The sequence below is a fragment of the Faecalibacillus intestinalis genome (genome assembly GCF_003024685.1).
GTDB lineage: Bacteria > Bacillota_I > Bacilli_A > Erysipelotrichales > Coprobacillaceae > Faecalibacillus > Faecalibacillus intestinalis.
Window position 1 is genome coordinate 159007 of record NZ_PYLQ01000001.1, and the last position, 25218, is coordinate 184224.

Annotated in this window: 28 protein-coding genes; 23 read left to right on the top strand and 5 right to left on the bottom strand. The window is 28.0% G+C overall.

Annotation, left to right across the window (positions count from 1 at the left end):
* Positions 1 to 34: 34 nt before the first annotated feature.
* Positions 35 to 889 (top strand): AraC family transcriptional regulator, encoded by an 855-nt coding sequence (locus C7U54_RS00805; protein WP_107028952.1) that lies wholly within the window; start codon positions 35 to 37, stop codon positions 887 to 889.
* A gap of 28 nt (positions 890 to 917) precedes the next feature.
* Here the strand turns inward: C7U54_RS00805 and C7U54_RS00810 are convergent, their stop codons facing one another.
* Positions 918 to 1349: an NUDIX hydrolase gene (locus tag C7U54_RS00810; RefSeq protein ID WP_107028953.1), complete on the bottom strand. Its 432-nt coding sequence runs from the start codon at positions 1347 to 1349 to the stop codon at positions 918 to 920.
* Positions 1350 to 1456: 107 nt separating this feature from the next.
* Between C7U54_RS00810 and C7U54_RS00815 the strand changes: the two genes are divergently transcribed.
* From C7U54_RS00815 to C7U54_RS00840, 6 genes are read left to right on the top strand one after another with little or no spacing between them, the layout of a single operon-like run.
* The gene (locus tag C7U54_RS00815) at positions 1457 to 2080 is read left to right on the top strand and encodes an NUDIX hydrolase N-terminal domain-containing protein (RefSeq protein ID WP_107028954.1); all 624 of its coding nucleotides are present in this window, start codon (positions 1457 to 1459) and stop codon (positions 2078 to 2080) included.
* Positions 2081 to 2092: 12 nt separating this feature from the next.
* Positions 2093 to 2395, top strand: coding sequence for a hypothetical protein (locus C7U54_RS00820; protein WP_106986921.1), 303 nt, complete (start codon positions 2093 to 2095; stop codon positions 2393 to 2395).
* 20 nt (positions 2396 to 2415) lie between these two features.
* Positions 2416 to 2994 (top strand): DUF3267 domain-containing protein, encoded by a 579-nt coding sequence (locus tag C7U54_RS00825; RefSeq protein WP_158570107.1) that lies wholly within the window; start codon positions 2416 to 2418, stop codon positions 2992 to 2994.
* Positions 2995 to 3044: 50 nt separating this feature from the next.
* Positions 3045 to 3407 carry a hypothetical protein gene (locus C7U54_RS00830; RefSeq protein ID WP_107028956.1) on the top strand — a complete coding sequence of 121 codons (363 nt, stop codon included), beginning with the start codon at positions 3045 to 3047 and terminating at the stop codon, positions 3405 to 3407.
* Positions 3408 to 3430: 23 nt separating this feature from the next.
* Positions 3431 to 4120 carry a M24 family metallopeptidase gene (locus C7U54_RS00835; RefSeq protein ID WP_032090453.1) on the top strand — a complete coding sequence of 230 codons (690 nt, stop codon included), beginning with the start codon at positions 3431 to 3433 and terminating at the stop codon, positions 4118 to 4120.
* Between the two features lie 24 nt (positions 4121 to 4144).
* Positions 4145 to 4720 (top strand): hypothetical protein, encoded by a 576-nt coding sequence (locus tag C7U54_RS00840; protein ID WP_107028957.1) that lies wholly within the window; start codon positions 4145 to 4147, stop codon positions 4718 to 4720.
* A gap of 24 nt (positions 4721 to 4744) precedes the next feature.
* On the opposite strand, the gene C7U54_RS00845 is transcribed toward C7U54_RS00840, so the two are convergent.
* From C7U54_RS00845 to C7U54_RS00860, 4 genes are all read right to left on the bottom strand, one after another.
* Complete coding sequence (locus C7U54_RS00845; protein WP_032090449.1) at positions 4745 to 5605, bottom strand: Cof-type HAD-IIB family hydrolase; 861 nt, start codon at positions 5603 to 5605, stop codon at positions 4745 to 4747.
* Positions 5606 to 5739: 134 nt separating this feature from the next.
* Complete coding sequence (locus tag C7U54_RS00850) at positions 5740 to 6948, bottom strand: MFS transporter (protein WP_032090448.1); 1209 nt, start codon at positions 6946 to 6948, stop codon at positions 5740 to 5742.
* Positions 6935 to 7492 (bottom strand): TetR/AcrR family transcriptional regulator, encoded by a 558-nt coding sequence (locus tag C7U54_RS00855; RefSeq protein ID WP_032090447.1) that lies wholly within the window; start codon positions 7490 to 7492, stop codon positions 6935 to 6937. The genes C7U54_RS00850 and C7U54_RS00855 overlap by 14 nt, the downstream gene beginning before the upstream one ends.
* A gap of 387 nt (positions 7493 to 7879) precedes the next feature.
* A complete protein-coding gene (locus C7U54_RS00860; protein ID WP_032090446.1) occupies positions 7880 to 8425 on the bottom strand; it encodes a hypothetical protein in 546 nt (181 codons plus the stop codon).
* Between the two features lie 309 nt (positions 8426 to 8734).
* On the opposite strand from C7U54_RS00860, the gene C7U54_RS00865 reads away from it, so the two are divergent.
* From C7U54_RS00865 to C7U54_RS14515, 16 genes are all read left to right on the top strand, one after another.
* Positions 8735 to 9289 carry a Sir2 family NAD-dependent protein deacetylase gene (locus C7U54_RS00865; RefSeq protein ID WP_032090445.1) on the top strand — a complete coding sequence of 185 codons (555 nt, stop codon included), beginning with the start codon at positions 8735 to 8737 and terminating at the stop codon, positions 9287 to 9289.
* A gap of 317 nt (positions 9290 to 9606) precedes the next feature.
* The gene (locus C7U54_RS00870; protein ID WP_032090444.1) at positions 9607 to 10590 is read left to right on the top strand and encodes a DUF4365 domain-containing protein; all 984 of its coding nucleotides are present in this window, start codon (positions 9607 to 9609) and stop codon (positions 10588 to 10590) included.
* A gap of 285 nt (positions 10591 to 10875) precedes the next feature.
* Positions 10876 to 11664: a hypothetical protein gene (locus C7U54_RS00875; protein WP_032090443.1), complete on the top strand. Its 789-nt coding sequence runs from the start codon at positions 10876 to 10878 to the stop codon at positions 11662 to 11664.
* A gap of 39 nt (positions 11665 to 11703) precedes the next feature.
* Positions 11704 to 12159: a hypothetical protein gene (locus C7U54_RS00880; protein ID WP_107028958.1), complete on the top strand. Its 456-nt coding sequence runs from the start codon at positions 11704 to 11706 to the stop codon at positions 12157 to 12159.
* Positions 12160 to 12175: 16 nt separating this feature from the next.
* Positions 12176 to 13075, top strand: coding sequence for a hypothetical protein (locus tag C7U54_RS00885; RefSeq protein WP_206603560.1), 900 nt, complete (start codon positions 12176 to 12178; stop codon positions 13073 to 13075).
* Positions 13076 to 13139: 64 nt separating this feature from the next.
* Positions 13140 to 13412 (top strand): GNAT family N-acetyltransferase, encoded by a 273-nt coding sequence (locus C7U54_RS00890; protein WP_022002830.1) that lies wholly within the window; start codon positions 13140 to 13142, stop codon positions 13410 to 13412.
* A gap of 126 nt (positions 13413 to 13538) precedes the next feature.
* The gene (rpsU, locus tag C7U54_RS00895; RefSeq protein ID WP_022002829.1) at positions 13539 to 13718 is read left to right on the top strand and encodes a 30S ribosomal protein S21; all 180 of its coding nucleotides are present in this window, start codon (positions 13539 to 13541) and stop codon (positions 13716 to 13718) included.
* A 120-nt stretch (positions 13719 to 13838) separates the two neighbouring features.
* The gene (locus C7U54_RS00900; protein WP_107028959.1) at positions 13839 to 15101 is read left to right on the top strand and encodes a dihydroorotase; all 1263 of its coding nucleotides are present in this window, start codon (positions 13839 to 13841) and stop codon (positions 15099 to 15101) included.
* A 9-nt stretch (positions 15102 to 15110) separates the two neighbouring features.
* Complete coding sequence (locus C7U54_RS00905; protein WP_032090438.1) at positions 15111 to 15863, top strand: dihydroorotate dehydrogenase electron transfer subunit; 753 nt, start codon at positions 15111 to 15113, stop codon at positions 15861 to 15863.
* Positions 15856 to 16770: a dihydroorotate dehydrogenase gene (locus tag C7U54_RS00910; protein WP_107028960.1), complete on the top strand. Its 915-nt coding sequence runs from the start codon at positions 15856 to 15858 to the stop codon at positions 16768 to 16770. Before C7U54_RS00905 ends, C7U54_RS00910 begins: the two co-directional genes overlap by 8 nt.
* Before the next feature lie 73 nt (positions 16771 to 16843).
* On the top strand, positions 16844 to 18994 hold the full coding sequence (locus C7U54_RS00915; protein WP_107028961.1) for an ATP-dependent helicase: 2151 nt from the start codon (positions 16844 to 16846) through the stop codon (positions 18992 to 18994).
* Between the two features lie 70 nt (positions 18995 to 19064).
* The gene (gene ligA / locus C7U54_RS00920) at positions 19065 to 21059 is read left to right on the top strand and encodes an NAD-dependent DNA ligase LigA (RefSeq protein ID WP_107028962.1); all 1995 of its coding nucleotides are present in this window, start codon (positions 19065 to 19067) and stop codon (positions 21057 to 21059) included.
* Positions 21060 to 21095: 36 nt separating this feature from the next.
* A complete protein-coding gene (locus C7U54_RS00925) occupies positions 21096 to 22142 on the top strand; it encodes a CamS family sex pheromone protein (protein WP_107028963.1) in 1047 nt (348 codons plus the stop codon).
* 41 nt (positions 22143 to 22183) lie between these two features.
* Entirely contained in the window at positions 22184 to 22912 is a 729-nt protein-coding gene (locus C7U54_RS00930; RefSeq protein WP_052010904.1) for a hypothetical protein, read from the top strand.
* A 31-nt stretch (positions 22913 to 22943) separates the two neighbouring features.
* On the top strand, positions 22944 to 24296 hold the full coding sequence (gene rlmD / locus C7U54_RS00935; protein WP_107028964.1) for a 23S rRNA (uracil(1939)-C(5))-methyltransferase RlmD: 1353 nt from the start codon (positions 22944 to 22946) through the stop codon (positions 24294 to 24296).
* Between the two features lie 373 nt (positions 24297 to 24669).
* A complete protein-coding gene (locus C7U54_RS14515; protein ID WP_155522438.1) occupies positions 24670 to 25119 on the top strand; it encodes a hypothetical protein in 450 nt (149 codons plus the stop codon).
* Positions 25120 to 25218 lie beyond the last annotated feature (99 nt).

Sequence of the window (25218 nt, forward strand, 5' to 3'; positions counted from 1 at the left end):
TAATACAAGTACAGTAGAGAAAAGGAGAAAAGATATGGATTGGGTAAATGCAATTGAAAAAGCAATTCAATATATTGAAAACCACTTAGTAGAAGATATAACAGTGAAAGATGTTGCAAGATATGTTCATATTTCTGAATATTATTTTCAAAAAGGATTTGCTATGTTATGTGGATTTACTATTAGTGAATATATTCGTAAAAGAAGATTATCGCTTGCGGGTAATGAAATTGCAGGAAGTGACATAAAAATTATTGATATTGCCATAAAATATGGATATGATTCGCCAGATAGTTTTACCAAAGCTTTTACACGTTTTCATGGTGTAACACCAACAGTTGCTCGTAAGAAGCATACAACTTTGAAATCCTTTGCTCCACTGAAATTAACAATAGCTTTAGAAGGAGGATATCTTATGGATTACAAGATTGAAAGAAAAAAAGCGTTTAAAGTTATCGCAAATGAAAAAACGTTTGCTTATGAAAATGCTAAAAAAGTCATTCCTGATTTTTGGAAAGAGCATTATCAAACAGGCAAAGGAAAAGTTGTTAGAGGAGTTTATGGAATTAACATTGATAAACAAATGGGGCAAGAAAACTTTGATTATTTAATTGCAGATCCTTATCAAGAACAAGTTATTCCAGAAGGCTTTGTGTTAGAAACTATTCCTGAATTTGAATGGGCAATTTTTCCATGTGTTGGCGCAATGCCTAAAGCCTTGCAAGATGTAAATATTAAAATATTTACAGAGTGGTTACCGGCATTAAAAGATTATGAATTTGCTGCTGGATATTGTGTAGAATATTATGATGATCCAACAAAATATCTTAAAGGTACATTGGATGAAAATTATTATTGTGAAATATGGATTCCAATTAAAAAAAGATAAAAGAAATCTCTAATAGAGTTATTTTCTATTAGAGATTTTTATTAGATAAGATATCAATTAAAAATGGAACAACTTTTTCATTAGACATTTCATCTAAAGAAGAAATAAGACGGTATTCACTGTGTTCTTCTGGATCTAATTGAATTACATAATCATTTGTATTTTTTAAAGTACAAATATAAACAAGACGAGTAAACATCGTATTTTTACCTTTATCAAAATTACTGTCTTCATGAATGATTTGTTTTACTTCAACATCTAAATTAACTTCTTCTTTGGCTTCTCTAATTAAAGCTTCTACAGGTGTTTCAAAGTCTTCTACAGAACCTCCAGGGATATCCCAATATTCAGGATATACATTTGGTTTTCCTCTTTTGATAATACTTCTTTTAATGATAAGGTATTTATCATTGATTTTCATTAAACCATGGACAATAAGTTTGTTTCGAAATTCTTTCATCTGATTTTCCTCCTTATGGGTAAGTTTTATTATAAATCTGTTTTCAATAAAAATACAATGAGAAAAATATGATATAATAAAATCAATAAAGATTAGAGGAAATGTGTATGGATAAAAATAAAAAATGGATTGATTATATTATTGAATTACAAAGTTTAGCACAAGCCGGACTTACTTATGGAAAAGATGTTTATGATCAAGAACGCTATGAACGTATTCGCCAACTTTCCGCTATGATGATGGCAGATATTTCAAATAAACCAGTAGAACAAGTAGAAGGGCTTTTTTGTAATGAAGTAGGGTATCAAACACCCAAAATTGATACACGTGCTGCTATTTTTAAAGAAGATAAAATCTTACTTGTACAAGAGAAAAATGGAACATGGTCATTACCTGGTGGTTGGTGTGATGTCAATGTCTCAGTTATGGAAAATACGATAAAGGAAGTAAAAGAAGAAGCAGGACTTGATGTTGTTGTTAAAAATGTCATTGCAATTCAAGATAGAGAAAAACATAATCAACCAATCTATGCTTATAAAGTATGTAAAATATTTATGCTTTGTGAAGTAGAAGGTGGTGTTTTTAAAGAAAATAGTGAAACAATAGGTTTTGATTATTTTACAAAAGACAATCTTTCATTACTTGCTACAAAAAAGAATAATGAAGAACAAATTCAAATGTGTTTTGATGCTTATAAGGCAGGAGAAAAATGGAAAACATATTTTGATTAAGGAGGCATATTTATGGGATTTTTTACGAAGAAAAAACAAACACTATCATTTCCTTTTGATGATCAACAAAATACAGCATGCATTGTATGTTGTCATATTTTAGAAGGACATCCTATTTTATATGTAAGTCATGATGAAGATGACGGTATGTGGCAATTTTTATGTGGAAGCAATCATAATATAGAAGATGCAAGTATTGTTTCTTTATTTGAAGTTTATAACATTGATTATTCTATTTGCTTATTAAAAGACATGCCACGAGGTTATTATGCAATAAGAGAAAATGTAGAAAGTGATTGGATTGTTAAGAAATAATAATGCTGGAGGTGTTATCTATGACAATAAAGTTTAGAGGTTATTTAAAAAATAATAATCAGTTAAAAAGTGTTGATGAATCACGATTGGAGAAAATGGCTATTGGATGGATTGACTATCTATTTGTTTTTTTGATTATTTTATATCCTTTAACAAAAAGCTTAAAATTATTAATTTCTAAATATAATGGAAAAATTTTAAATGTATTTTTAATAGATATATTGGGTTTTATTATTGTAATTTTATTAATGATTGTCCATGAATACTTTCATGCAATAACTTTTTCTAAAAAAGAAGATATTTATATTTGGTTTCAGGGGTTTGGAATGATAACACATTGCACAGAAATAAAGAATGTAAAAGAGTATCTTTATACTTTATTGTTACCTAATTTATGTATTACATTGCCATTATCGATTTTTGTAATATTTGTAAAACTATCAAATCCATTGATTTTAAAAATGATAGGATTAGTTTCAAGTATTATAATTTTAGGAGCAATTAATGATCTTGCTACTATAGTTTATATAATTAGAAATAGGAAGCAGATAGAGTATTTACAATTAAGTGGTAAATACATGTATTATAAGAAGAAATAGCATATAGAGGAAAGGTAGAAAAATGAAAAAAAGATATTATTTTAGTTATTTTGATTCCTATTTTGATCGTTACATCTTTAATAAAAGATTCTAATCAAAAACCAGCTATTAAAATTAAAGATAATGAAATCATTACATCTGTACCTAATTGTAGTGAACCAACAATTAAAATAGATAAAATACGAAATATTAAATTATTGGATAATGTTGAAATTGGAAATAAACAAGTAGGTTATAAAGAAGATAAGTGCTATGCAGGTTATTTTGATACACAATTTGGAACATGTTTTATTTATATAAATCCAAATATTCATTCATATATTTATTTTGAAACCAAGGACGACAAATGCTTGATTAATTATGAAAGTGAAGAAAAAACAAAAGAGTTGTATGAAACTATAAAAAATATTTAACCTTAAAGGAGAATTAAAATATTATGGAAAATAAAGATGTTCAAAAAATAGCAAAAATGACAATACAATATGCAAAAGAAATTATTAAACCTGGTATGTCCCTTATTGATTTGAGAAATGATTTAGAGAAGAAAATGCTTGAGTTGGGCGCAGATTCTTTTTGGTATTGGGATGTAGGAGCATTTATTTTTTCAGGAGATGAAACAAATGTTTCAATATCAGGTAAACATTATGTAACTGCAAATAAAACTATACAAAATAATGATATTATTACGATTGATTTATCACCTCAAAATAATAATGTTTGGGGAGACTATGCAAGAACAATTATTATTGAAAATGGGATAGTTGTTGATTGTGTAGGAAATATTGAAAATGAAGAATGGAAAAAAGGATTACAAATGGAAGATAGACTTCATCAAGAATTATTGAAATATGTTACTGTTGAAACAACTTTTGAAGATCTTTATTTTCATATGAATCATTTGATAAAGGAATATGGATTTATAAATTTAGACTTTTTAGGAAATTTAGGACATTCTATTGTAAATAGAAGTGAAGATAGGATTTATATTGAAAAGGGAAATAAAACAAAATTAATAGATGTAAATTATTTTACGTTTGAACCACATATAAGTGTTTTAAATTCTAAATATGGTTATAAAAAAGAAAATATTTATTATTTTGTTGAAGAAAAATTAGTTGAATTATAACTTATATTTAATGGGGAGTCGTCAATGAAAAAAGATTTTGAAAATTTAAAAAAAATATTTGAACAAGCAAATGAACAACTATTAAATCTTGATATTGATTTATTTGAATCACAAGTATCTGAACAAACAATTTGTGGAGCACTGGCTATAAGATTACATGATATATTAAAAGATACCCAATATTCCAAGTATTATGTTGATATTGAATATAATCGCAATAGAGGTGGAAAATTTAAAAAAATGTCTAAAAGTATACAGGGTCCAGGCGAAGAAATAATAAGAATTAAAACAGATTTAATTGTACATAGTAGAGGCGAATGTGTAGAACGAGATAATTTACTTGCACTTGAAATGAAGAAAAGTTATCGACCTAAAAAGGAGAAGGATGCAGATAGGAGCCGATTAAAATGTTTAACTAAAGATAGCTTTAATCACGAGTGGTCTTTTGATGGAACAGAATCTCCTGAACATGTTTGTCGATATGCTATAGGTATATATTATGAGATTGATTTTGATAAAAATACTATCTCAATAGAATATTATCGTAAAGGAAAGTATCATACGAAAGATAAGAAACTCATTAAAAAAGGAACAGATTAATTAAACAAATGTTCCTTTTTTACTTTATTTCATAATGTGATATGCAAAGTTAGCAAAACCATTTTTATCATAAGAAGTAGAAATGTAGTTTACAATTTTCTTTACATCATCTACTGCGTTATTAACAGCACCACTATAATTTACTTTTTTTAACATTTCTAAATCATTTAAATGATCTCCAATTGCATACGTATTTTCTAAATTAATATTAAAATGTTTGCATAAAATATCAATAGCATTTGCTTTTGTTACCGATAAAGAAGATATCTCGGTGTTTAGTTGACCTGAAGAAGTGATTTTGAAATCTTTGTCATATTTTTTATTTATACTTTCTATAAATTTAAAATCATGAGTAATGATTTCTAATTTAAATAAATCTTTATCTTTTGTTTTAAAGTCGTTGATAATTTGCTTAGTAAGAGGGACACTTGAAAATATAATATCATAGTAAACTTGCATACCATAAAGAGCATAATCAATATCAGTAGTTTTAGTCATTGCTAATTGATAAAGTCTTTTTATTAATTGTTTAGATTTATGATAATAAAAGTGACATTGATCGTAAAGAATATAATAGTAATCTAATTTATTACATTGATCGATAATATCAAAAATCTTGTTTTCTTTAATAGGCATATTTGCAAGTAAGAAACCATCTTGTAAATAGATTTGAGCACCATTTAAAGCAATAACAGGTATTTGTAGATGATATTTTTCTAATAGATTTATTTTAATATCATTATAACTACGCCCAGATGCAAAGACGACAATAAAACCTTTATTTTGTAATTGATATAAAGCTTTTAAATTTTCTTCACTAATTTCATGTTGAGCAGTTAAAAGAGTTTTATCTAAATCAGTAAATATAATCTTTTCTTTATTCATAAAAACCTCCTTAATCGTTTGACAATGTTTAAAAATTAAGATAGGATTTTTTTAACTTTAAATTAATATATTTTCTTTAAAACATCATGTTTATAGGTGAGAGTGTAAATAAAATGTCTTAGAATTTATATGATTTAAAGTTTTTCTTTTTCTAACCATTGTACTTTTTTGTTAATGATAAAGTGATCGATAAGCCATAATGTTCCATTAAAAATAATAAGAAAACGATAAGCATTATTTAATGAAAATAATGAGCAGGTAATAAGTGAAATTGAAAGACCAATAATTCTTCCTAGGGCAATTGGAAATTCAGATGCAACAATATATTCGTATTGGTTATAATCGTTGTTTGCTATTTTGGCTAATTGGAATTTAACGGATTGAAAGATTGTTTGATTCCAACAGTAGACAACACCAAGTAAGATATAAGTGATTAATAATATTTTAGGCGATTGAAAAATTCCTAATAAGGACATTATTCCAAAATAAATCATAGAAGCAATTAAATGATAATTCTTTTGATTGGTTCTATTAAATTTACTAGCAATTAAACTTGAACTGAAAATACCAATACAAGCCATAATTGAATTAAATTGACCGATAATTTGTTCGTTAGAAATAATTGTATAAGCAAAAACAGTAAATATCTGATTAAATATTGAATCTCTAATACCGTTACTAAAATTATAATATTTATTAGCATTCCAATATTTGTTACCTTTAAGTTTTAAAACTTCTAATAATCTAATATTTTGATTTAAAGTAAGTCCTTTTATAAAAATAGACATATAAATACCAATAATAAGTAACAAAGCGGATATAAAAAATAAAATATAATAACCTGTTAGTTTAGTATAAATGGAAATAATATAACCTGAAAGTGAAGGCATAATAATTCCAAAAAGATAACTGAATGTTTGTTGATATGAAAAGAAGCGACCTTGTTCACTTTCTTTTACGAGTTGTCCAGTAAGTAGGTTAAACGAAAAATAGTAAAAACCTTGACCAATTCCATTAAAGATACCTAATGGAATTAAAAATAATTGAGCTTGTTCTTTTAATGATAAAATAAGCAAATAATAAGCAATCATTGAAAAGATGCCAGTTTTAAGAAAAGTAACAAGATTTATTTTTGATATAAATTTTGTTCCAATAATAAAAGCAATAAGCAAAGAAACATAGTTAAGAATATTTTGAAATAAGATAATAAATATACTATTTGTTAGTCTTACTAAATAAACATTCAAAAAAACTGAGGCAATATTTGAACCAGCAAGGAATAACATTCCTACAATAAGTAAATATTTTGTTTCCTTTGTTAAAGTATTTTTAATTTTTAGCATTTCTAAAATTTTTAATTGCTATTTTTAATAATTCTGAAACTTCTTCTTGCGAAAGTGAAATGCTATCAACAAGAACATAAGTTGCAATACCATGCGTATAAAATCGAATATTTTGAAAAAGTTGGCAAGCTTCATCAAATGAAATTTGATACTGTTTTTCAATCTTTTTAATAATATTTTGATTGTACGATGATTGAATTATTTGTGATAGCGTTCTTTGACCACCAATATCTGAAATATAAACAGCTTTGAACAGATTTTTTTCTTTTCTTGCAAATTCGATATAGGCATAGCTAACGCGATACAATTCATCATTTTCATCAACATAAATATCTGTAAATTCTCGATAGTATTTATATATTTCTTCAATAAGTTCTTCTTTTAATTCATCCATATTTTTGTAAACCCTAAAAATAGGATTTGTAGAACAATTCATTTCTTTTGCAATACTTCTTGCATTAACTTCCTCAAAACCACTTTTTCTTATTATTTCAAGAGATGAAGTTAAAATATCTTGCTTATTAATTTTTGATTTTGGTGGCATAACAAAACTCCTTTCTTATAAAATAACATTTGTTACGTAACATATGTTATTTTATAATTAAAAATTAAATTTGTCAATGGAACACATCATAGAAGATATTTTAATTCCTCTTTTTTATTATTTGTGTAATATTATAATTCTATTTAGTTAAAGATGTTGATTTATACGGAAATATTAGCTTTTACAGGAGTAGGAATATCAAAATAAAGTAATATGCCGATATCTATAGAAAAGCAGAAGTAGGGTTTAATGATAAAAAAGAGATATTACAGAAAATAGGAATGTTCAAAAAAAGAAAAATGACAATTCGATGTATAAAAGGAATTATTAAATTTGGTTGTTGATATATAAAAAGTTTCCCATTATGAGAAACTTTGATTTTAAAACTTAATGTTTTTTAATTTTCTTTTTAGCTAACCTTACCATGCTATCATCTAATGTAGTACGTGGGTTTTCTAAATTATAAGTTTTTGCCAAATCTTTGTAATGTTTATCCATGTAATCTTTTATTTCATTAGTTGATTTTGTTTGGAATAGGGTAATTAAGTTTACATCATCTTCTATTTTAAAAATATCATTTAATTTCAAAATAAATTTAGATGTATTTTCTTCGATGTCTGAACTTTCAAAAAAGTAATTTCCTGTGTTTGTATAGATGTTTAAATCTACAAAATAATTAAAGTAAATACTAAATTTTCCAGAATTACGGTGTGACATAAAACCTTTGAAACCATCTTTTAAAAGACCTACAGATGGATTGTAGATTCTATTAACAGGTAAAATTTTGATATTATTAATACTACTAAACGGAATGGTAATATCTACGTTGGATTCATTTTTAATTACTAAAGCATCTTCGTTTAAAATAAGTTGTTGTACATCATCAGAAATACTTGTTACTGAAAATTGTGCTTTTATTCTTTTTTCTTCCATTGCAAAAACCTCCTTTTTAAAAAATAAATTTATTACATCAAAGAACTTTAAATTATGAATAGTCATTTTATCTTTATTCAATTATACCATATAACATGTAGAAATATTGTGATTTAATCAGCTTTTTTATTTGTTGAAATGTTTTTAATGGGTTATAATAAGCACTAATATCATCTATAACAGTATATATCGATTCTTTAAGTTAGATACATTCAAATATATAGAGAGATTGGTTTTAATCATTGCACTTTATAGATAACCAATAGAAATATGTGATATAATTTCATGTAGTTAAGGGAGTTGATTTATATGAAAATATTAGCTTTTACAGGAGCAGGAATATCAAAACAAAGTAATATTCCAACATTTATGGAAAGACCAGATGTAAGGGAAAAACTATTTAGAAGTTATGCCAATACACATCATGAAGAATATAATGAGGTTATTAAACAGCTTAAAGCCAATATGAACGGTGCTAAACCGAATGATGCTCATATTGCTTTAGCTGAGTATCATATACCAATTATTACCATGAATATTGATGGATTGCATAAATTAGCTGGAAGTGATGCTTTAGAATTACATGGTGGTTTACCAGAAGATGATGAAATGGATATTGCGTATTCTTTATATAATAAACCGGTACTTTATGGTGATCCAGCACCAAATTATCAAAAGGCTTATGAAATGGTTTATAAATTACAACCAGGAGATATCTTTTTGGTAGTAGGATGTTCATTTCATACAGGAATATCTGTTGATTTAAGAGAAGTTGCAAAAGCTAGAGGAGCAAGAATTATCGAAATACAGGAAGATGCTGCTCATAATGTAAGAAAAGTATTAGAAGAATTAAAGAAAGGATGATTTAAATAGAATTATTTCAAGGTGATAATACAATTATAAATCAACCTAAAATTATTACGGATGGTTATTATAAAGATTTTGGCAATTTGTTTACTGATTAGCTATATTGTATTTTATATTGGAGAAATCATATATATTTAGATACTATATAAAATAGTTTACATATATCAAACAAATGTTGGAAAGAAATGTTAATAAATATCTTATAATTATCACAGGTATTAATGAAAAACCAAGTGGTTTTCTCAATCGTATTGTAAAAATACAAAAATTAATTTATTTTTATATGGAGTGTAAAAAGGTAAAAGGAGAGTAATATGTCAGTTGAGAGAATAGGCGTTTCATCGGTAGAAAAAATTATAAATCAAATGGGAATGATTTTTAGAGAGCAGCCTGTGGATGATTATGGAATTGATGCGCAAATTGAAATTGTTGAAAATAAATGTGCTACCGGAAAATTAATTGCTGTTCAGATTAAATCGGGTAACAGTTATTTTAAGGAATTAACACCAAATAGTATAATATATAGAGGAAAACGAAAACATTATGATTATTGGTTGAATCATTCTTTACCGGTGATAATCGTTTTGTATGATCCAGAAAAAGATAAATGTTATTGGAATATAGTTAACAAAGAAACAGCAATTTTATCTGAACAAAATTGGAAGATTGAAATTTCTTTTTCTAATCTTTTAGAAAACTCTAAATCATCTTTGATTAAAATTGCAGACAGATTAACAGAGTATGAAAAAAAGTTCAATACTTTTTTATTTGCAAAGCCATGGATGAAACAAATTATTTATGGAAATAGAATTGTTTTAAATGTTGAAGAATGGATAAATAAATCATCCGGTAGAGGTACTTTTAAGCTGAAAATAATTGATAAAAATGGTAATGATAGGCAGGTTGTTAATAGTACATTTATTGGGTTTGGAACAAAGCCGTATAATCAAATTTTTCAAGAATTATTTCCATGGGCATTTATTACTATAGATTACAATTATTATAAAGATTATGATAGCATAGCAATGCGTGATAATGATTATGAAGCAGCTGAATATACTTATTTTGATTCTGTTGGTGCGGTATTTGATATGAGTGAATTTAAATATATTGTTCCCAAAGACGCACTACCAATAAAAAAATGGATGTGTGATCCTTGTAATATAAGACCGTACAGCATAGGTGGAGGGGAAGTAGCGTTCTATCAATTAATATTAGAATTAAATGATGTTGCAAAAGCATTTTTAATTTTAGATGATTTCATTAATGAGACAAATTTTTATACATTATTAAGTTAGATAAAAAATATTATAGTGAAGAATTTTTTGAAATTATAATAAATATTTAACATGATTAATAATGTAACATATTCTTAAAAAGTATGAGATAAATAAAATAACATTGATAAAGTATTAAGTGATTAACCGAAGAATAAACAATTGTTTATAAATTTTTTTTGATTTAAAAAATTACTAAATCTAAATAAGTAGGAATTGTAAAATGTATAAATGAAGTATTTATATTGTGAAAAATTGGATGATATAAATATTTTTTAATTAAATGAGAAGAGGAGATTAAAGCAAATGGAGACACATATTCATAATCCGTATAAAGTAAATTGGAAAATGTACGGGCTTATAGGTGTGATATCAATTTTAGTAATGATTTTTGCTTCTTTTTGTTGCCCTAATGCACAAAATGTACAAAGTATTATTTTTGATATAATTAGAAATTTATCTTACGGAGGTGTTGCATCTGTTTTTATTGCTTTATTAATTGAAATAGGAAATGTCAAAGAGAAAAATAATAAAGCTAATAATTTGTATGAAATGATTTATAGTGATTTAAAAATTAATATTTTGTGGTATTTGAATGGTTGGGCACAATTTTGTAATATAGTATACAAAGATAAAGAATACAAAGATGAAAAACATACTTGGACTGAATGGTATGGCATTGTTAAAAATCGTTTTATAGAATTAGATGACAAAAGACAAGAACAAGCACTAGAATTCTTTAAAGATGAATTAATATATAATTTAGATGTAATAGAAAAATCTATAGATTATATAAATAAACAACAATTTATTTTGAGTATTAATGAATTATACGATGAAAATTTAAAATCAATTATTGAGAATTTTAAATTTGAATGTTATGGTGCAAAGTCATTTTTAAAAATAAATTTTAATAGTGAAAAATTTTGGAAATCATTTGATGCAATAAATGAGGATTTAAAAAAATATATATGTAGTTGGACGGATATACAATATTATAATTATTATAAATTTAAACCTTTTGATATTTTAACTAATAAAAGTGATATTAGAACCGCAATTATCGAGAGTAAAAAACATAATAAATTAAAGTAATTTTATTACACGAATTGTTTTAGAAAGGAAGATTAATTAATGAACTCAATTTTAATTAAACCACATCATTTTATTGATATTATTAAATTATATGGATCTGGGATAGATAGATTTGTTCCTGATGAAAAAATGGGACATGATTTTTATAAGGTTGCTAATGAAATTATTGATAATCCATCTGTTGATTTAAAATTAACAATTGATGGAGATGATATTTGTAAACCTTGTAAAAAGTATCACGAACAATGTATAGATCCATTAACACATATACAAGGATATACGAGTAAAGATGTTTATAATAAAACTTTAGATAAAAGAATTATAAAATTATATAACTTAAATGATGAATATTATACGGCAAAACAATTATGCTCTATAATTCAAAATAATAAAGAATATATCTTTGAAGTCTGGGATGAAGAAGATAATGAGGTAACACAAAAAAGATATGAATTATTTTTACAAGGGGCTCATAAATTTTTAGATAACATTTAAAGAAGAGGTGATAGAATTGTCAAAAAAGGAAAAAGCGTATTTTCATTTACCAGGATTATTTGAATTTTATGAATTATATAAAGTCTTTTTACCATTATTCTATCATCATCGTGAATATTTTTATGATTGGTGTGAAATAGGTTCTATTTATGGAAGTCCTGAAGATTGCTTATGGGGTGGAGGACGTCTTGGTGAAGGAAATCAAAATCCTTATGAAGTTCTTTCACTTATGGATCAATATCATATTTCTTCGCGACTTACTTTCAGTAATTCATTACTTCAAGAAAAGCATCTTCAAGATAAAAGATGTAATGATCTTTGTGCTTTATTTGAAAAAAGTGAGGTTCAAAGTGGGATTATCATTCATTCTGATTTGTTACTAGAATATTTAAAAAAACAATATCCACGTTTTTATTTTGTTTCTTCAACAACGAAAGTTCTTACAAAATTTGAACAATTAGTAGATGAATTAAAGAGAGATGACTTTTTATATGTTGTTCCTGATTTTCGTTTAAATAAAGCTCAACAATTAGAAAGTCTTTTACAAAAAGATAAGGATAAAGTTGAATTTTTATGTAATGAGTGTTGTTTTATAGGCTGCCTTGAACGAAAGAAATGTTATGAAACGGTTAGCCGTCAAAATCTAGGAGAAGATTGTTTAGATCATGTATGCAAAGCTATGAATTCTCATGAAGGGTATCGTTTTTCTAAAGCTATGCAAAATTCGAGTTTTATCAGTGTTGAAGATATTCAAAATAATTATCTACCAAAAGGCTTTTCTCAATTTAAAATAGAAGGTAGAAGTTTAGGGAGTGCTTTAGTGTTAGAATTTTTACTTTATTATATGGTAAAACCTGAATATCAAATACATGTAAGAGAAGCTATTTATTTAGATAATATGTTAGATTTGTTTTAAAAAATAAGAAGGATAAAACATGTAAAGTGTATAAATTATTAAAGAAATAAAAAGGAGAACATATATGAAAATAGAATATAAAGAAGGTCTTATTGTTTTAAAAGATCAGGATGAAGAAGTCGGTTATATTAAATATGTTAGAAAAGAAGAAAATGTGATTGATGTTATTTCAACAGTTGTTCATGAAAAATATCAAGGTCAAGGGATGGCAGGAAAGCTTTTTGATGCTTTGATGGGCTATGTAAAAGACAATTCTTTGAAAATAATTCCATCTTGTAGTTATATTGAAAAGAAGTTGATAAAACTACCAAATTCTAGTGATTTTTTGCATAAATAGGGCAAAAAAGGATATTATACGCAAAAAATTAATATTTATACTTAAAAATAACAATATTTTCTTGCAATTAGGAAAGATTATCTATATAATACTTTTGTAAATTAAGAGTCAAAGGGGGGAATCATCATGGCAAAAACTGTAGTAAGAGAAAACGAATCTTTAGATGACGCTTTACGTCGTTTTAAAAGACAAGTATCTAGAACAGGTACCCTTGCTGAAGCTCGTAAAAGAGAATTCTATGTTAAACCAGGATTAAAAAGAAAATTAAAATCTGAAGCAGCAAGAAAAAATAATAAAAAAAGATAATAAAAATACAGCCTTCTTGGCTGTTTTTTTATGCCGTTTTTTCATTGAAAAAATAAGTATCATTTAGTATACTTTATATGATAAAAATAAAGATGTTTTTAATCGAAAAAGGGAGAAACTATGAAAACTGTATTAAAAAATGGAAATGTTTTTTACCAAAATAAAATTCAAAAATTAGATGTAGAAATTGATGGTGAAACAATTAGTCAAATAGGTCATGATTTAGATGGTGAGAATATAATTGATTGTACAGATCTTTTAGTAACACCAGGTTTTGTTGATCTTCATGTTCATTTACGTGAACCAGGATTTGAACATAAAGGAACTATTAAAACAGAAACTTTATCTGCTAAATATGGAGGATATACGCATATTGTAGCGATGGCTAATACAAATCCATGTATGGATGATAAAGAAACTATTGAAGATTTTATTCAAAGAGTTCAAAAAGATAGCTCTATTCACACATATACTTATAGTGCTATTACGAAAGATTTAAAAGGACAAGAGCTTGTTGATTTTAAAGAAAATAATGCTTTTGATATTGTACAGGGATTTTCTGATGATGGAAAAGGTGTTCAAAGTAAAGAAATGATGGCAAAAGCCATGAAAGAAGCAAAAGCAATCAATAGTATTATTGTTGCTCATTGTGAAGATGAAGGAGAACTTGAAAAAGGAGCATGTATTAACTTAGGACGTGTTTCTAAAGAAAATGGTCTTGTAGGAATCAATAATGCTTCAGAATATAATCATGCTTTACGTGATTTACAATTATCTAAAGAAATTGGTAATCGTTATCATATTTGTCATATTTCTACTAAAGAAACTGTGGCAGGATTAAGAGAATATCGAAAACAAGGACTTCCTGTTTCAGGAGAAGCTTGTCCACATCATTTGATTTTAACAGATGAAAATATTAAAAACTTAAATCCAAATTATAAAATGAATCCACCACTTCGAAGTAAAGAAGATTTAGATGCTTTAATTGAAGGGCTTAAAGATGGAACAGTGACATGTATCTCAACAGATCATGCACCTCATAGTGATGAAGAAAAATTAAAACCAATTGATCAAGCACCATTTGGTATTATAGGTAATCAACATGCTTTTAGTCTTATTTATACATATTTAGTTAAGAAGAATTTGTTAGATTTAGAAACTGTTTTAAAATGTATGACAGTCAATCCAAGTCAAGTAATTGGATTGGATCATGATATGGCTGTTGGTAAAAAAGCTAATATTGCTATCATTGATTTAAATGAAGAATATACGATTACGAGAGATAATATTTATTCAAAAGCAAAAAACACACCATTTTTAGATACAAAATGTTTTGGTTTAGTGAAGTATCATATTTTAGATGGAAAAATAGAAAAATTATAGGAGGAATTTATGAACTATCAAGGGTTAATGGAAATTACAAAAATTGAAAACATTGCAGATGATGTTTATGAAATGACTTTAAAGGGAGAAGGGGCTAAATATATTAGCCAACCAGGTCAATTCATTAATATTAAGATCAATGAAAGTTTACAACCTTATCTTAGAAGACCAATGTCTATTTCAGATTACGATGAAAATACAATTGTGATTGTTTTTAAAGTTGTTGGTCAAGGAACAGAAATTTTAAAGAATAAACAAATTGGAGATCAATTGGATTGTTTAATTGGTTTAGGAAATGGTTTTACTGTTCAAGAAGGAAAAGCTTTACTTATTGGTGGAGGACTTGGAACACCACCTCTTTATAACTTAGGTAAAAAATTAAAAGAAAAAGGTGTAGAAGTGACAACTGTTTTAGGATTTTCTTCTAAAAAAGATGTTTTCTATATTGATAAATTCCAAGAATTTGGAGATGTATTAATTGCGACAATGGATGGTTCTTTAGGTGTTAAAGGAACAGTTATTGATGTTATTAAAAAAGCTAATTTAACATTTGATCATTATTATACATGTGGACCTGAACCAATGTTAGATGCGCTTGCTTTAAATTATCCAGAAAACGGACAACTTTCTTTTGAAGCGAGAATGGGATGTGGTTTTGGAGCTTGTATGGGATGTTCATGTAAAGTGAAAACAAAACCTTATAAACGTATTTGTGTAGAAGGACCAATTTTATTAAGTGAGGAGGTTATTGTAAATGGTTAATTTAAAAGTTAAACTTCCAGGTTTGGAAATGAAAAATCCAGTGATTCCAGCATCAGGAACTTTTGGATTTGGATATGAATTTACAAGATTCTATGATATTAATGTTTTAGGAAGTATCATGATTAAAGGAACAACGCTTGAACCACGTTATGGAAATCCTTTACCACGTATTGCGGAAGGGCCAAGTGGAATGCTTAATGCAATTGGACTCCAAAATCCTGGTGTTGATGCGGTCATGTCTCATGAGCTAGAAGAACTTCGTAAATGTTATAATGATAAAGTCATTGCGAATATCGGTGGAAGCTGTGTTGATGATTATGTTGAAACTGCAAAACGTATTTCAACACATGATATGGTAGGAGCGTTAGAACTTAATATTTCTTGTCCAAATGTTCATAGTGGAGGTATTCAATTTGGTACAAATCCACAAATGGCTGCGGATGTTACACGTAAAGTAAAAGCCGTTTCCCAAAAACCGGTTTATGTTAAACTTTCTCCTAATGTAACAGATATCGTTGAAATGGCAAAGGCTGTAGAAGAAGCTGGAGCTGATGGAATTACAATGATCAATACTTTAGTAGGTATGCGTTTTAATATCAAAACTGGAAAACCGATTATCGCTAATGGAACAGGTGGTTATTCAGGACCAGCTATTTTCCCAGTAGCTTTACGTATGGTTCATCAAGTAAGTAAAGCTGTTAAGATTCCAGTAATTGGTATGGGTGGTATTTCAAGTGCCCATGATGTTATTGAAATGATGGTTGCAGGCGCAAGCGCTGTGGCGATTGGTTGTCAAAACCTTGTTGATCCATATGCTTGTTATAAAATTATTCAAGATTTACCAAAGGAACTTGAAAAGCTTGGTGTTGAAGATATTAATGATATTGTTGGATTATCACATCAATAAAAAGAGAAATGAAAGATTTCTCTTTTTCTATCATTATCCATGTAATATAATAAGATAAATAGGGGTGAAATAAATGGATTTAGATACATTGTTAAATAAAAATCAAAAAGAAGCAGCAACGTATTTAGATAGTCACTTAAGAATTATTGCGGGGGCAGGTTCTGGAAAAACAAGAGTTGTGACTTATCGTATTGCACATTTAATACAGGATGTAGGAATTGATCCTCGTTCTATTTTGGCAATTACTTTTACCAATAAAGCTGCTAACGAGATGAAAGAAAGAGTGAATGAAGTTGTAGGTATTCATGGAAGTGGAACACTTATTTGTACGATTCATTCTTTATGTGTGAGATTTTTAAGACAACATATTAATGTTTTAAATTATCCAAGTAATTTTACAATTATGGATGAAGAAGATCAAAAAGCACTTATTAAAAAGCTTTATACACAATTAGAAATAGATGCAAAAGTTATTTCTATTAAAAGTATGATCAATACAATTTCTTCATATAAAACAGCAAGAGTTTCTCCACAAAGAGCTATTGAATTAGCTGGACAATTTTCAGGAGAACTCAAAAAAGCAAAAGTCTATGAAGCCTATGAAAACTATAAAGAAGATCATTTCTTATTAGATTTTGATGATTTATTATTAAAAGCAGTTTATATTTTGGATAATTATCCAGATATATTAGAAAAATGGCAAAGAAAATTCCAATATATTCATGTAGATGAATTCCAAGATGTAGGTGAAATTGAATATCATTTAGTTCAATTATTATCAAAATATGCCATTGTTTGTGTCGTTGGAGATCCTGATCAAACAATTTATAGCTTTAGAGGAGCAGATGTTCATTTTATTTTAGATTTTGATAAAGATTTCAAACCTAATAAAACAATTATTCTTGATCAAAACTATCGTTCAACTGGAAATATATTAAAAGTATCAAATAATTTAATTCGTAAAAATAGTCAACGTTTAGAAAAGAATCTTTTTACAAAGCAAACAGGTGGAGAAGATGTGATTCACCATGTTGCTAAAAGTGAAGAAGAGGAAGCTAATTGGATTGCTAATAAAATCGAAGATATTGTAAATAATCAAGATGGGGTTAATTATCGTGATATTGCAATTTTATATCGTGCAAACTATTTATCACGTACGATTGAACAAGTATTGATTCGTAAAGGAATTGATTATCGTATTTTTGGGGGGTTAAAATTCTTTAATCGTAAAGAAGTTAAAGATGCTTTAAGCTATTTAAGACTTGTTTGTAATCAAGAAGATTTAGCGTTTGAAAGAATTATTAATACACCAGCTAGAGGTATTGGTAAAAAAACATTAGAAAATATTCAATTAGTAGCACTTAATCATCAAATTTCACTTTATGATGCTTTAACGCTTCATAGTGATGAAATTAGACTATCTAATAAATCTAAAAAAGAAGTGCGAATTTTAGTTGAAGCAATTGAAAAAGCAAGACGTTCAACTTTACCATTACATGAAATGTTTGAACAATTAATGATTGATGTAGGCTACATCGATATGTTAAAAAATGATTTAGAAGATAATCGAATTGATAATATTCATGAATTACAACGTTCTATTTATGATTTTCAAGTTTCTCATGAGGATGCACCAACTTTAGAAAATTATTTACAAGATATTTCTTTATATACAGATAATGATTCTATTGATCAAGGGCAATATGTTTCTTTAATGTCTATTCATATGGCTAAAGGTCTAGAATTTGATTATGTCTTTGTTTTAGGCTTATCTGAAGGAATTTTCCCAAGCTTTAGAAGTTTAGCTGAAGATGGAGATGATGGTCTTGAAGAAGAAAGAAGACTCGCATATGTAGCCTTTACAAGAGCGAGAAAACAGCTTTTCTTAACAGATAGTGAAGGATTTAGTTTTGTAACAGATTCACCTAAAATTTCTAGTCGTTTCATTGATGAAGTAGGAAATGAAGGAATTATTCATAGCGGAAGTAAGCCTCGTTTTAAAACAACAGATTATGTACCTAAACAAACAGTGTCTAAAGCAGAATTAATTGGAGATAATAAAGTTGATGATTGGAAAGTAGGAGACCTTGTAAATCATGATATTTTTGGTAAGGGTGTTGTTGTTAAGGTCAATAAGAATATTTTAGATATTGCTTTTGAGCTTCCAGCAGGACTGAAGTCTTTAATGGCCAATCATAAAGCATTAAAAAAACTTACAAATTAGAGAATTCTTAGAATTCTCTTTTTAGTATTATTTTGTTATAATAAAAAAGATTTTAAAAAGGAGTAAGAATATGGATGATTTAAAAAGATATGAAGAATTAGTAAAAACAATTGAATATCATAATGATTTTTATTATAACCAAGACGATCCAAAAATAAGTGATTATGAATATGATATGATGATGAAAGAACTTAAAAAAATAGAAAAGGATCATCCTGAATTTGTCACACCAAATTCACCAACACAACATGTTGGAGGAAGTGCTAAAAGAGAAGCAGGTGTATTAGTCAGACATCGTGTGCCTATGCTTTCTTTACAAGATGTCTTTTCTAAAGAAGAAGTCCAAGAATTTGTAGAATCAATGCAAGAGACGTTAGTTGATCCTGTGTTTGTTGTTGAATATAAAATTGATGGTCTTTCAATGGCTTTAAGATATGAAAATGGTCTTTTAACAACGGCTATTACTCGTGGAGATGGAATCATTCAAGGAGAAGATGTAACCGTTAATGCTAAAGTAATCAAAGATGTTAAAAATAAATTAAAGGAACCTATTGAATATCTTGAAGTACGTGGTGAAGTTTATATGACAAATGAGGCCTTTGATAAAGTAAATGAAATTCAAGAGCTTAATAATAAAAAAACTTTCGCAAATCCTAGAAACTGTGCGGCAGGAACATTACGTCAATTAGATAGTCGTATTACAAAACAAAGAAACCTTTCTATGTTTATTTTTAATATTCAAGATATTCGAGGAAAAGAAATTACGAGTCATAGTCAAGGTTATGAATATTTAAAAATTCAAGGAATGAAAGTCATTGATAATTATCAAATTTGTCATAGCTTTGAAGAAGTATGGAAAGCTATTGAGATGATTGGTGAAAGTAGAGATCAATTAGGCTATGATATAGATGGTGCCGTTGTTAAAATTGATAGCTATGCACAAAGACAACAATTAGGGCAAACAGCCAAAGTGCCTCGTTGGGCCGTGGCTTATAAATATCCGCCAGAAGAAAAAGAAACAAAGCTTTTAGATATAGAACTTTCAGTTGGAAGAACAGGTAGAATTACACCAACAGCTATCTTTGAACCAGTCCGTTTATGTGGAACAACGGTTTCAAGAGCAACGCTTCATAATCAAGATTTTATTGATAGTTTAGATGTACGTCTTGGCGATACAATCATTGTTTATAAATCAGGAGAAATCATTCCTAAAGTAAAAGGTGTCAATAAAGATAAAAGACCTGCAGGAAGTGTTCCTTATCAAATAGGAAATACGTGTCCTGTATGTGGGGCACCAACGTATCAAGAAGAGGGGACAGTTGATATTAAATGTTCTAATCCTACATGTCCAAGTAAACTAGTTAGAAATGTTGTTAATTTTGTAGGAAGAGATGCCATGGATATTAAAGGTTTTGGTTTATCGTATGTTGAAACTTTAATAGATCAAGGGTATATTCATGATGTCAGTGATATTTATATTTTAAAAGATAAAAGACAAGAACTTTTAGATAAAAAGGTAATTGGTCTTGTTAAAAGTACAGATAATTTATTAAATGCCATTGAAAAAAGTAAAGAAAATGATGCAACGAAGGTTTTAACTGCTTTAGGTATTTCAAATATTGGTAAATCTGCTGCAAAATCTTTAATGAAGAAATTTAAAACGATGGATCAATTGATGAATGCTTCTTATGAACAACTTATTGAAGTCAATGATATTGGTGATACCAGTGCACAAATTTTAATTGATTATTTTAAAGATGAAAAGAATAAAGAAATCATTCATAAATTAGAGCACTATGGATTAAAGATGGAAATTGAAGATACTCAAAGTTCATCTATATTAGAAAATATGACTTTTGTTGTTACAGGAACACTTCCTACATTATCTAGAAAAGAAGCAGCTACTTTAATAGAAAATAATGGTGGTAAAGTTTCTGGATCCGTTTCTAAAAAGACAACCTATTTATTAGCAGGGGAAAATGCAGGTAGTAAGCTTACAAAAGCACAATCTTTAAATATTCCAGTTTTAACGGAAGAAATGTTTATGGAAATGATAAAATCATAATTTTATGCTATAATGTGCCAAAAAAGGAGGGTGCTCATGAAAAAACTATTTACAGTTATATTATGTTTACTTCTTTGTACAGGATGTACGTCAAAAACAAGTAAAAAAGAAACAAAAAGTAGCCAAGATACATCATCTACTGATTCTTTAGATGATTCATTTTATCCTATTGTTAATTTAGGAACGAATCTTGTAAGAGAAACTTTTTATCAAGATTTTTCTTCCTCTGAAGATTTTCAAACAATAGGAAGAGAATTACAAGCTTTATCGACAGATTATTTCTCTACTTCAGATTATTATATGTCTGAGGGTCTACAACTTGTTCAAAATGATAAAAATCAACTTTTAAAGAAAGAAAAATATTCTTTACAACCATTAAATGGAGAATTAGTTGATGGTCAAGAAATTAATAAGATGGTAGAAAATATTAGTGAACAAGATTATTATGAAAAAAGTGGAGATAAGTATACTTTAAAAGGAATGTCTATAGCGATTATTCTAGATCCAAAAGGTGGAACGAATGCAACTTTATCTGAAGGAAGTATAGACAGTTACGCAAAAGAAACGATTTCTAGATTGTATAAGTACTTACAAACAAAAAAATCTGTGAAAGATATTCCTACTTTTATTGCTGTTTATCGTCAAAATGACAGTGAAGAAAATAGTTATAATGGACGCTTTATTTATAGTAGTTATTGTCAAAATGGAAAAGTTGGAAATATTAAATCTTTAGATTATGCTACTTATATTTTTACAAGTGATGAAGCAAATAAAGCAGATGAAGCTCTATATTCACAATTTTCGGTTTTTAAAAACAATGTAAAAAATGCTTCAACTGAAGCTGTTGGTGTTGTAGGTTATGGGAAATATAAAGATGGTTCAATTCAAAGTTTAAAAATTCAAATTACTGCGAGTGTAAAAAGTTATACAGAACTTATTTATGTAGTAGAAACAGTTGCAGACCAAATGGATAATCATTTTTCTGGATTTGATAGTTATGCAGTGATTAATGATCAAGATGGATTGAAAGCTGTTGTGATTAAAAATGCTGGAAAGGATGCACAAAGTACATTGTTGTATTAATGATAGACATTTGATACAATGATAGAAGAGAAGGTGAAAGAATGGCAAGAGAAAGATTTTCTTTTGATGATACAATCGAATTTGATAAAGATGAATTAAAACCAAATAATGATATTCATGCAAATCATACAGGGAAATTTACATTTGATGATGAAGTAAAGGAGAAAAAGGTGGCTAAACCAAAAAAGAAAAAGAGAAAGCTTAAAATATGGCATGTTGTTTTAACTTTATTTGTTGTTGCAGTAGTTGCTTTTTTCCTTTATATTTTTGTTTTTTCAGGAAATAATAATGGACCTGTTTATGGAGAAAGATGTGTGAAATTATTATCTGTTGATAAAAATGCAATTACTCAAGTTGAATCACAAATAGAACAAGATGAAAATATTCAAGATGTTGCAATTAAAGTTAGTTGTCGTACAATTAAGCTTACTTATCAATTATCAGATAATATTCAAGTTGATACTGCTAAATCTTTAGTTGAAAATTCTTTGCATACTTTTGATGACGCAATGGGACAAAGTAAAGAAGATGGTGCTGCATGGTCACAACTTTTAAATAAAGCAAATGGACGTTTACAATATGATTTAGAAATTATTGTAAAATCTAATGGTGAAAGTGATTTCCCATTATTTGGAACAAAACATGCAGGTGTTGATGCAATTACCTATACAGGTCAAAATGTTAAAGATCAAGCATCAGCAGATAAAGCAATTCAAAGACAAGCAGAAGTCGATGCAGCAAATAAAGCTGCCGCAAATAATAATCAATAAACGAGCTCAGCTCGTTTTTTTGGAGGAAAAAATGAAGAAAAATGATTATTTTATAGGAGAATGTGTTGATCAGTCTCATGATGGAAAAGGAATCGTTAAATATGAAGGATTTACTTATTTTGTAAATGGCATGATTACAGGGGAAGTTGGACAAATTAAATGTATTAAAATGTTAAAAAATTATGGAGTAGGAAGATTAATTGAATTACAAAAGCCTTCACCTGAAAGAGTGAATCCTAAATGTCATATTTATCAAGGCTGTGGTGGTTGTCATTTAATGCATTTATCAAGTAAAGGACAACAAGAATTTAAAACAAAAAGAGTAAAGGATTGTATGGAAAGAATTGGACATTTAGAAGTTGATGTTCAACCTTGTTTAATGCAAGAAAATCCATGGTATTATCGTAATAAAGTACAAATGCCTTTAGGCTATGATAAAAATGGACAACTTGTTACAGGTTTTTATAAACAAAAAACCAATGATATTATTGCTTGTAATGAATGTTTGATTCAAAATGAAGAATCTAATGCAGTGATTCAAAGAGTGAAAGAACTCTTTGTAGAGTACAATATTAAACCTTATGATAAAGTAACACATCGAGGAAATATTAAACATATTCTTACAAAAAAAGGCTATCATAGTGAAGAATTTATGCTTTGTTTTATTACCTATCAAAAAACAATCAAGCATATTGATCAAATTGTAGAAATACTTATTCAAGAATTTCCACATATTAAAACCATTATTCAAAATATTAATGAAAGACATGATAATGTCATTTTAGGTGATGAAGAAAAGATACTGTATGGAAAAGGTTATATTTATGATACATTATTAGACAATCAATATAAAATTTCCTTAAAATCATTCTATCAAATCAATCCTATTCAAGTAGAAAAACTTTATCAAACAGCGATTGATTTAGCTCATATAAATCAAGATTCTGTTGTTTTAGATGCGTATTGTGGAATTGGAACCATTACCCTTTCACTTGCAAAGCATGTAAAGAAAGTCTATGGAGTCGAAGTTGTTCCTCAAGCTATAGAGGATGCTAAAAATAATGCTTTACTTAATAAAATAGATAATGCAGAATTTGTCTGTGATGATGCTGGAAAATATATGGTTGAGCTTGTTAAGAAAAATACCCATTTAGATGTTGTTTTTGTTGATCCACCAAGAAAAGGATGTTCAGAAGAATTCTTAGAACATCTCATACAGGCAAGTCCAAAGGAAATTATTTATATTTCTTGTGATGTGGCTACACAAGCAAGAGATGCTAAATATTTAAATGAACATGGTTATACAATTACTCATTGCCAACCAGTAGATATGTTCCCGCATACTTTCCATGTGGAGACTGTATGTTTGCTGTCAAGAAAATAAAATTAAGTGCTGAAAAGTAGCGCATTTCCGGGCTTTTTGTAAGGTTGGTATCATCGTAAGAAGACTTGCGGAAAGCTCGGTTTTCTTATATGGAAACATATCTACTTTTCTGCCTGGCTGGAGAAAAATTGAGTAGTTGGAGAATAGCGGTAGGGTTTAGGCTGTGGATTAGATATCAGAGGTTGTGGCACTAGGATTGTTGCCAGAGTCGACCGCAGTTCAAGCCACTTGATACTAAGTGGCATACTTGGCAGTGGAATAGATGACAGGAGGGTTTTGATATGGCAGAAAAACATACAGACGAGAATCTTTATAGAGTAGTTCGTAAAGATGGCAGTCACTTAAATACAATGGCAGTCACTTAAATACAAAGGTGAATCCGGATGGTACGAAATCTGCATTGCAATTCACCGATGATAATAATGATTTAAATGGTCCCGTTGATTTGCTGGAAGTCGATGAAGAAGAATTAATAAGAACCGAATACATTTCTGTCCCACAAGCGGAGCGTTCTCTTGGAGAACGACTTATTGATGAAGTTGTTGTTCCCGTGATTAGAGATGCAACCACTCAGCTACTTGAGTATGGAACTGAAAAAGCGGAGATATGGATAGAAGAGAAAGTAGTTCCAATGGCAAAATCAAAAGTGAAGGCTGGGTGGGAAAATCTCAAATTGTTCATATCTGCAATAAAGGATTTTGATAAACCCATAAAAGCCACTCAAATCGTCACTGAACGGAAAAACACCTTTAAGGCAAGTGAGATTGAAGTTGTTAACAGAGAAAATGCGGAATTGAGGTTGGAAAGAATTATAATTACCTAAAAATGAAGATAGCAGGCAACCGCAGTGTCCAGAAGATAAAGAGAGTGCAATTGTGGAGGCATTGAAGCATTTTAAGATGAATAATTAATAAAGGGAGGT

Coding starts and splice junctions, on each gene's coding strand:
- C7U54_RS00810 (WP_107028953.1), bottom strand. CDS start 1,349: ATGAAAGAATTTCGAAACAAACTTATTGTCCATGGTTTAATGAAAATC.
- C7U54_RS00865 (WP_032090445.1), top strand. CDS start 8,735: ATGAAAATATTAGCTTTTACAGGAGCAGGAATATCAAAACAAAGTAAT.
- C7U54_RS00850 (WP_032090448.1), bottom strand. CDS start 6,948: ATGCTAAAAATTAAAAATACTTTAACAAAGGAAACAAAATATTTACTT.
- ligA (WP_107028962.1), top strand. CDS start 19,065: ATGGATGATTTAAAAAGATATGAAGAATTAGTAAAAACAATTGAATAT.
- C7U54_RS00875 (WP_032090443.1), top strand. CDS start 10,876: ATGGAGACACATATTCATAATCCGTATAAAGTAAATTGGAAAATGTAC.
- C7U54_RS00925 (WP_107028963.1), top strand. CDS start 21,096: ATGAAAAAACTATTTACAGTTATATTATGTTTACTTCTTTGTACAGGA.
- C7U54_RS00910 (WP_107028960.1), top strand. CDS start 15,856: ATGGTTAATTTAAAAGTTAAACTTCCAGGTTTGGAAATGAAAAATCCA.
- C7U54_RS00905 (WP_032090438.1), top strand. CDS start 15,111: ATGAACTATCAAGGGTTAATGGAAATTACAAAAATTGAAAACATTGCA.
- C7U54_RS00930 (WP_052010904.1), top strand. CDS start 22,184: ATGGCAAGAGAAAGATTTTCTTTTGATGATACAATCGAATTTGATAAA.
- C7U54_RS00840 (WP_107028957.1), top strand. CDS start 4,145: ATGAAAAAAGATTTTGAAAATTTAAAAAAAATATTTGAACAAGCAAAT.
- C7U54_RS00890 (WP_022002830.1), top strand. CDS start 13,140: ATGAAAATAGAATATAAAGAAGGTCTTATTGTTTTAAAAGATCAGGAT.
- C7U54_RS00825 (WP_158570107.1), top strand. CDS start 2,416: ATGACAATAAAGTTTAGAGGTTATTTAAAAAATAATAATCAGTTAAAA.
- C7U54_RS00815 (WP_107028954.1), top strand. CDS start 1,457: ATGGATAAAAATAAAAAATGGATTGATTATATTATTGAATTACAAAGT.
- C7U54_RS00870 (WP_032090444.1), top strand. CDS start 9,607: ATGTCAGTTGAGAGAATAGGCGTTTCATCGGTAGAAAAAATTATAAAT.
- C7U54_RS00900 (WP_107028959.1), top strand. CDS start 13,839: ATGAAAACTGTATTAAAAAATGGAAATGTTTTTTACCAAAATAAAATT.
- C7U54_RS00820 (WP_106986921.1), top strand. CDS start 2,093: ATGGGATTTTTTACGAAGAAAAAACAAACACTATCATTTCCTTTTGAT.
- C7U54_RS00880 (WP_107028958.1), top strand. CDS start 11,704: ATGAACTCAATTTTAATTAAACCACATCATTTTATTGATATTATTAAA.
- C7U54_RS00855 (WP_032090447.1), bottom strand. CDS start 7,492: ATGCCACCAAAATCAAAAATTAATAAGCAAGATATTTTAACTTCATCT.
- rpsU (WP_022002829.1), top strand. CDS start 13,539: ATGGCAAAAACTGTAGTAAGAGAAAACGAATCTTTAGATGACGCTTTA.
- C7U54_RS00835 (WP_032090453.1), top strand. CDS start 3,431: ATGGAAAATAAAGATGTTCAAAAAATAGCAAAAATGACAATACAATAT.
- C7U54_RS00915 (WP_107028961.1), top strand. CDS start 16,844: ATGGATTTAGATACATTGTTAAATAAAAATCAAAAAGAAGCAGCAACG.
- C7U54_RS00805 (WP_107028952.1), top strand. CDS start 35: ATGGATTGGGTAAATGCAATTGAAAAAGCAATTCAATATATTGAAAAC.
- C7U54_RS00845 (WP_032090449.1), bottom strand. CDS start 5,605: ATGAATAAAGAAAAGATTATATTTACTGATTTAGATAAAACTCTTTTA.
- rlmD (WP_107028964.1), top strand. CDS start 22,944: ATGAAGAAAAATGATTATTTTATAGGAGAATGTGTTGATCAGTCTCAT.
- C7U54_RS00860 (WP_032090446.1), bottom strand. CDS start 8,425: ATGGAAGAAAAAAGAATAAAAGCACAATTTTCAGTAACAAGTATTTCT.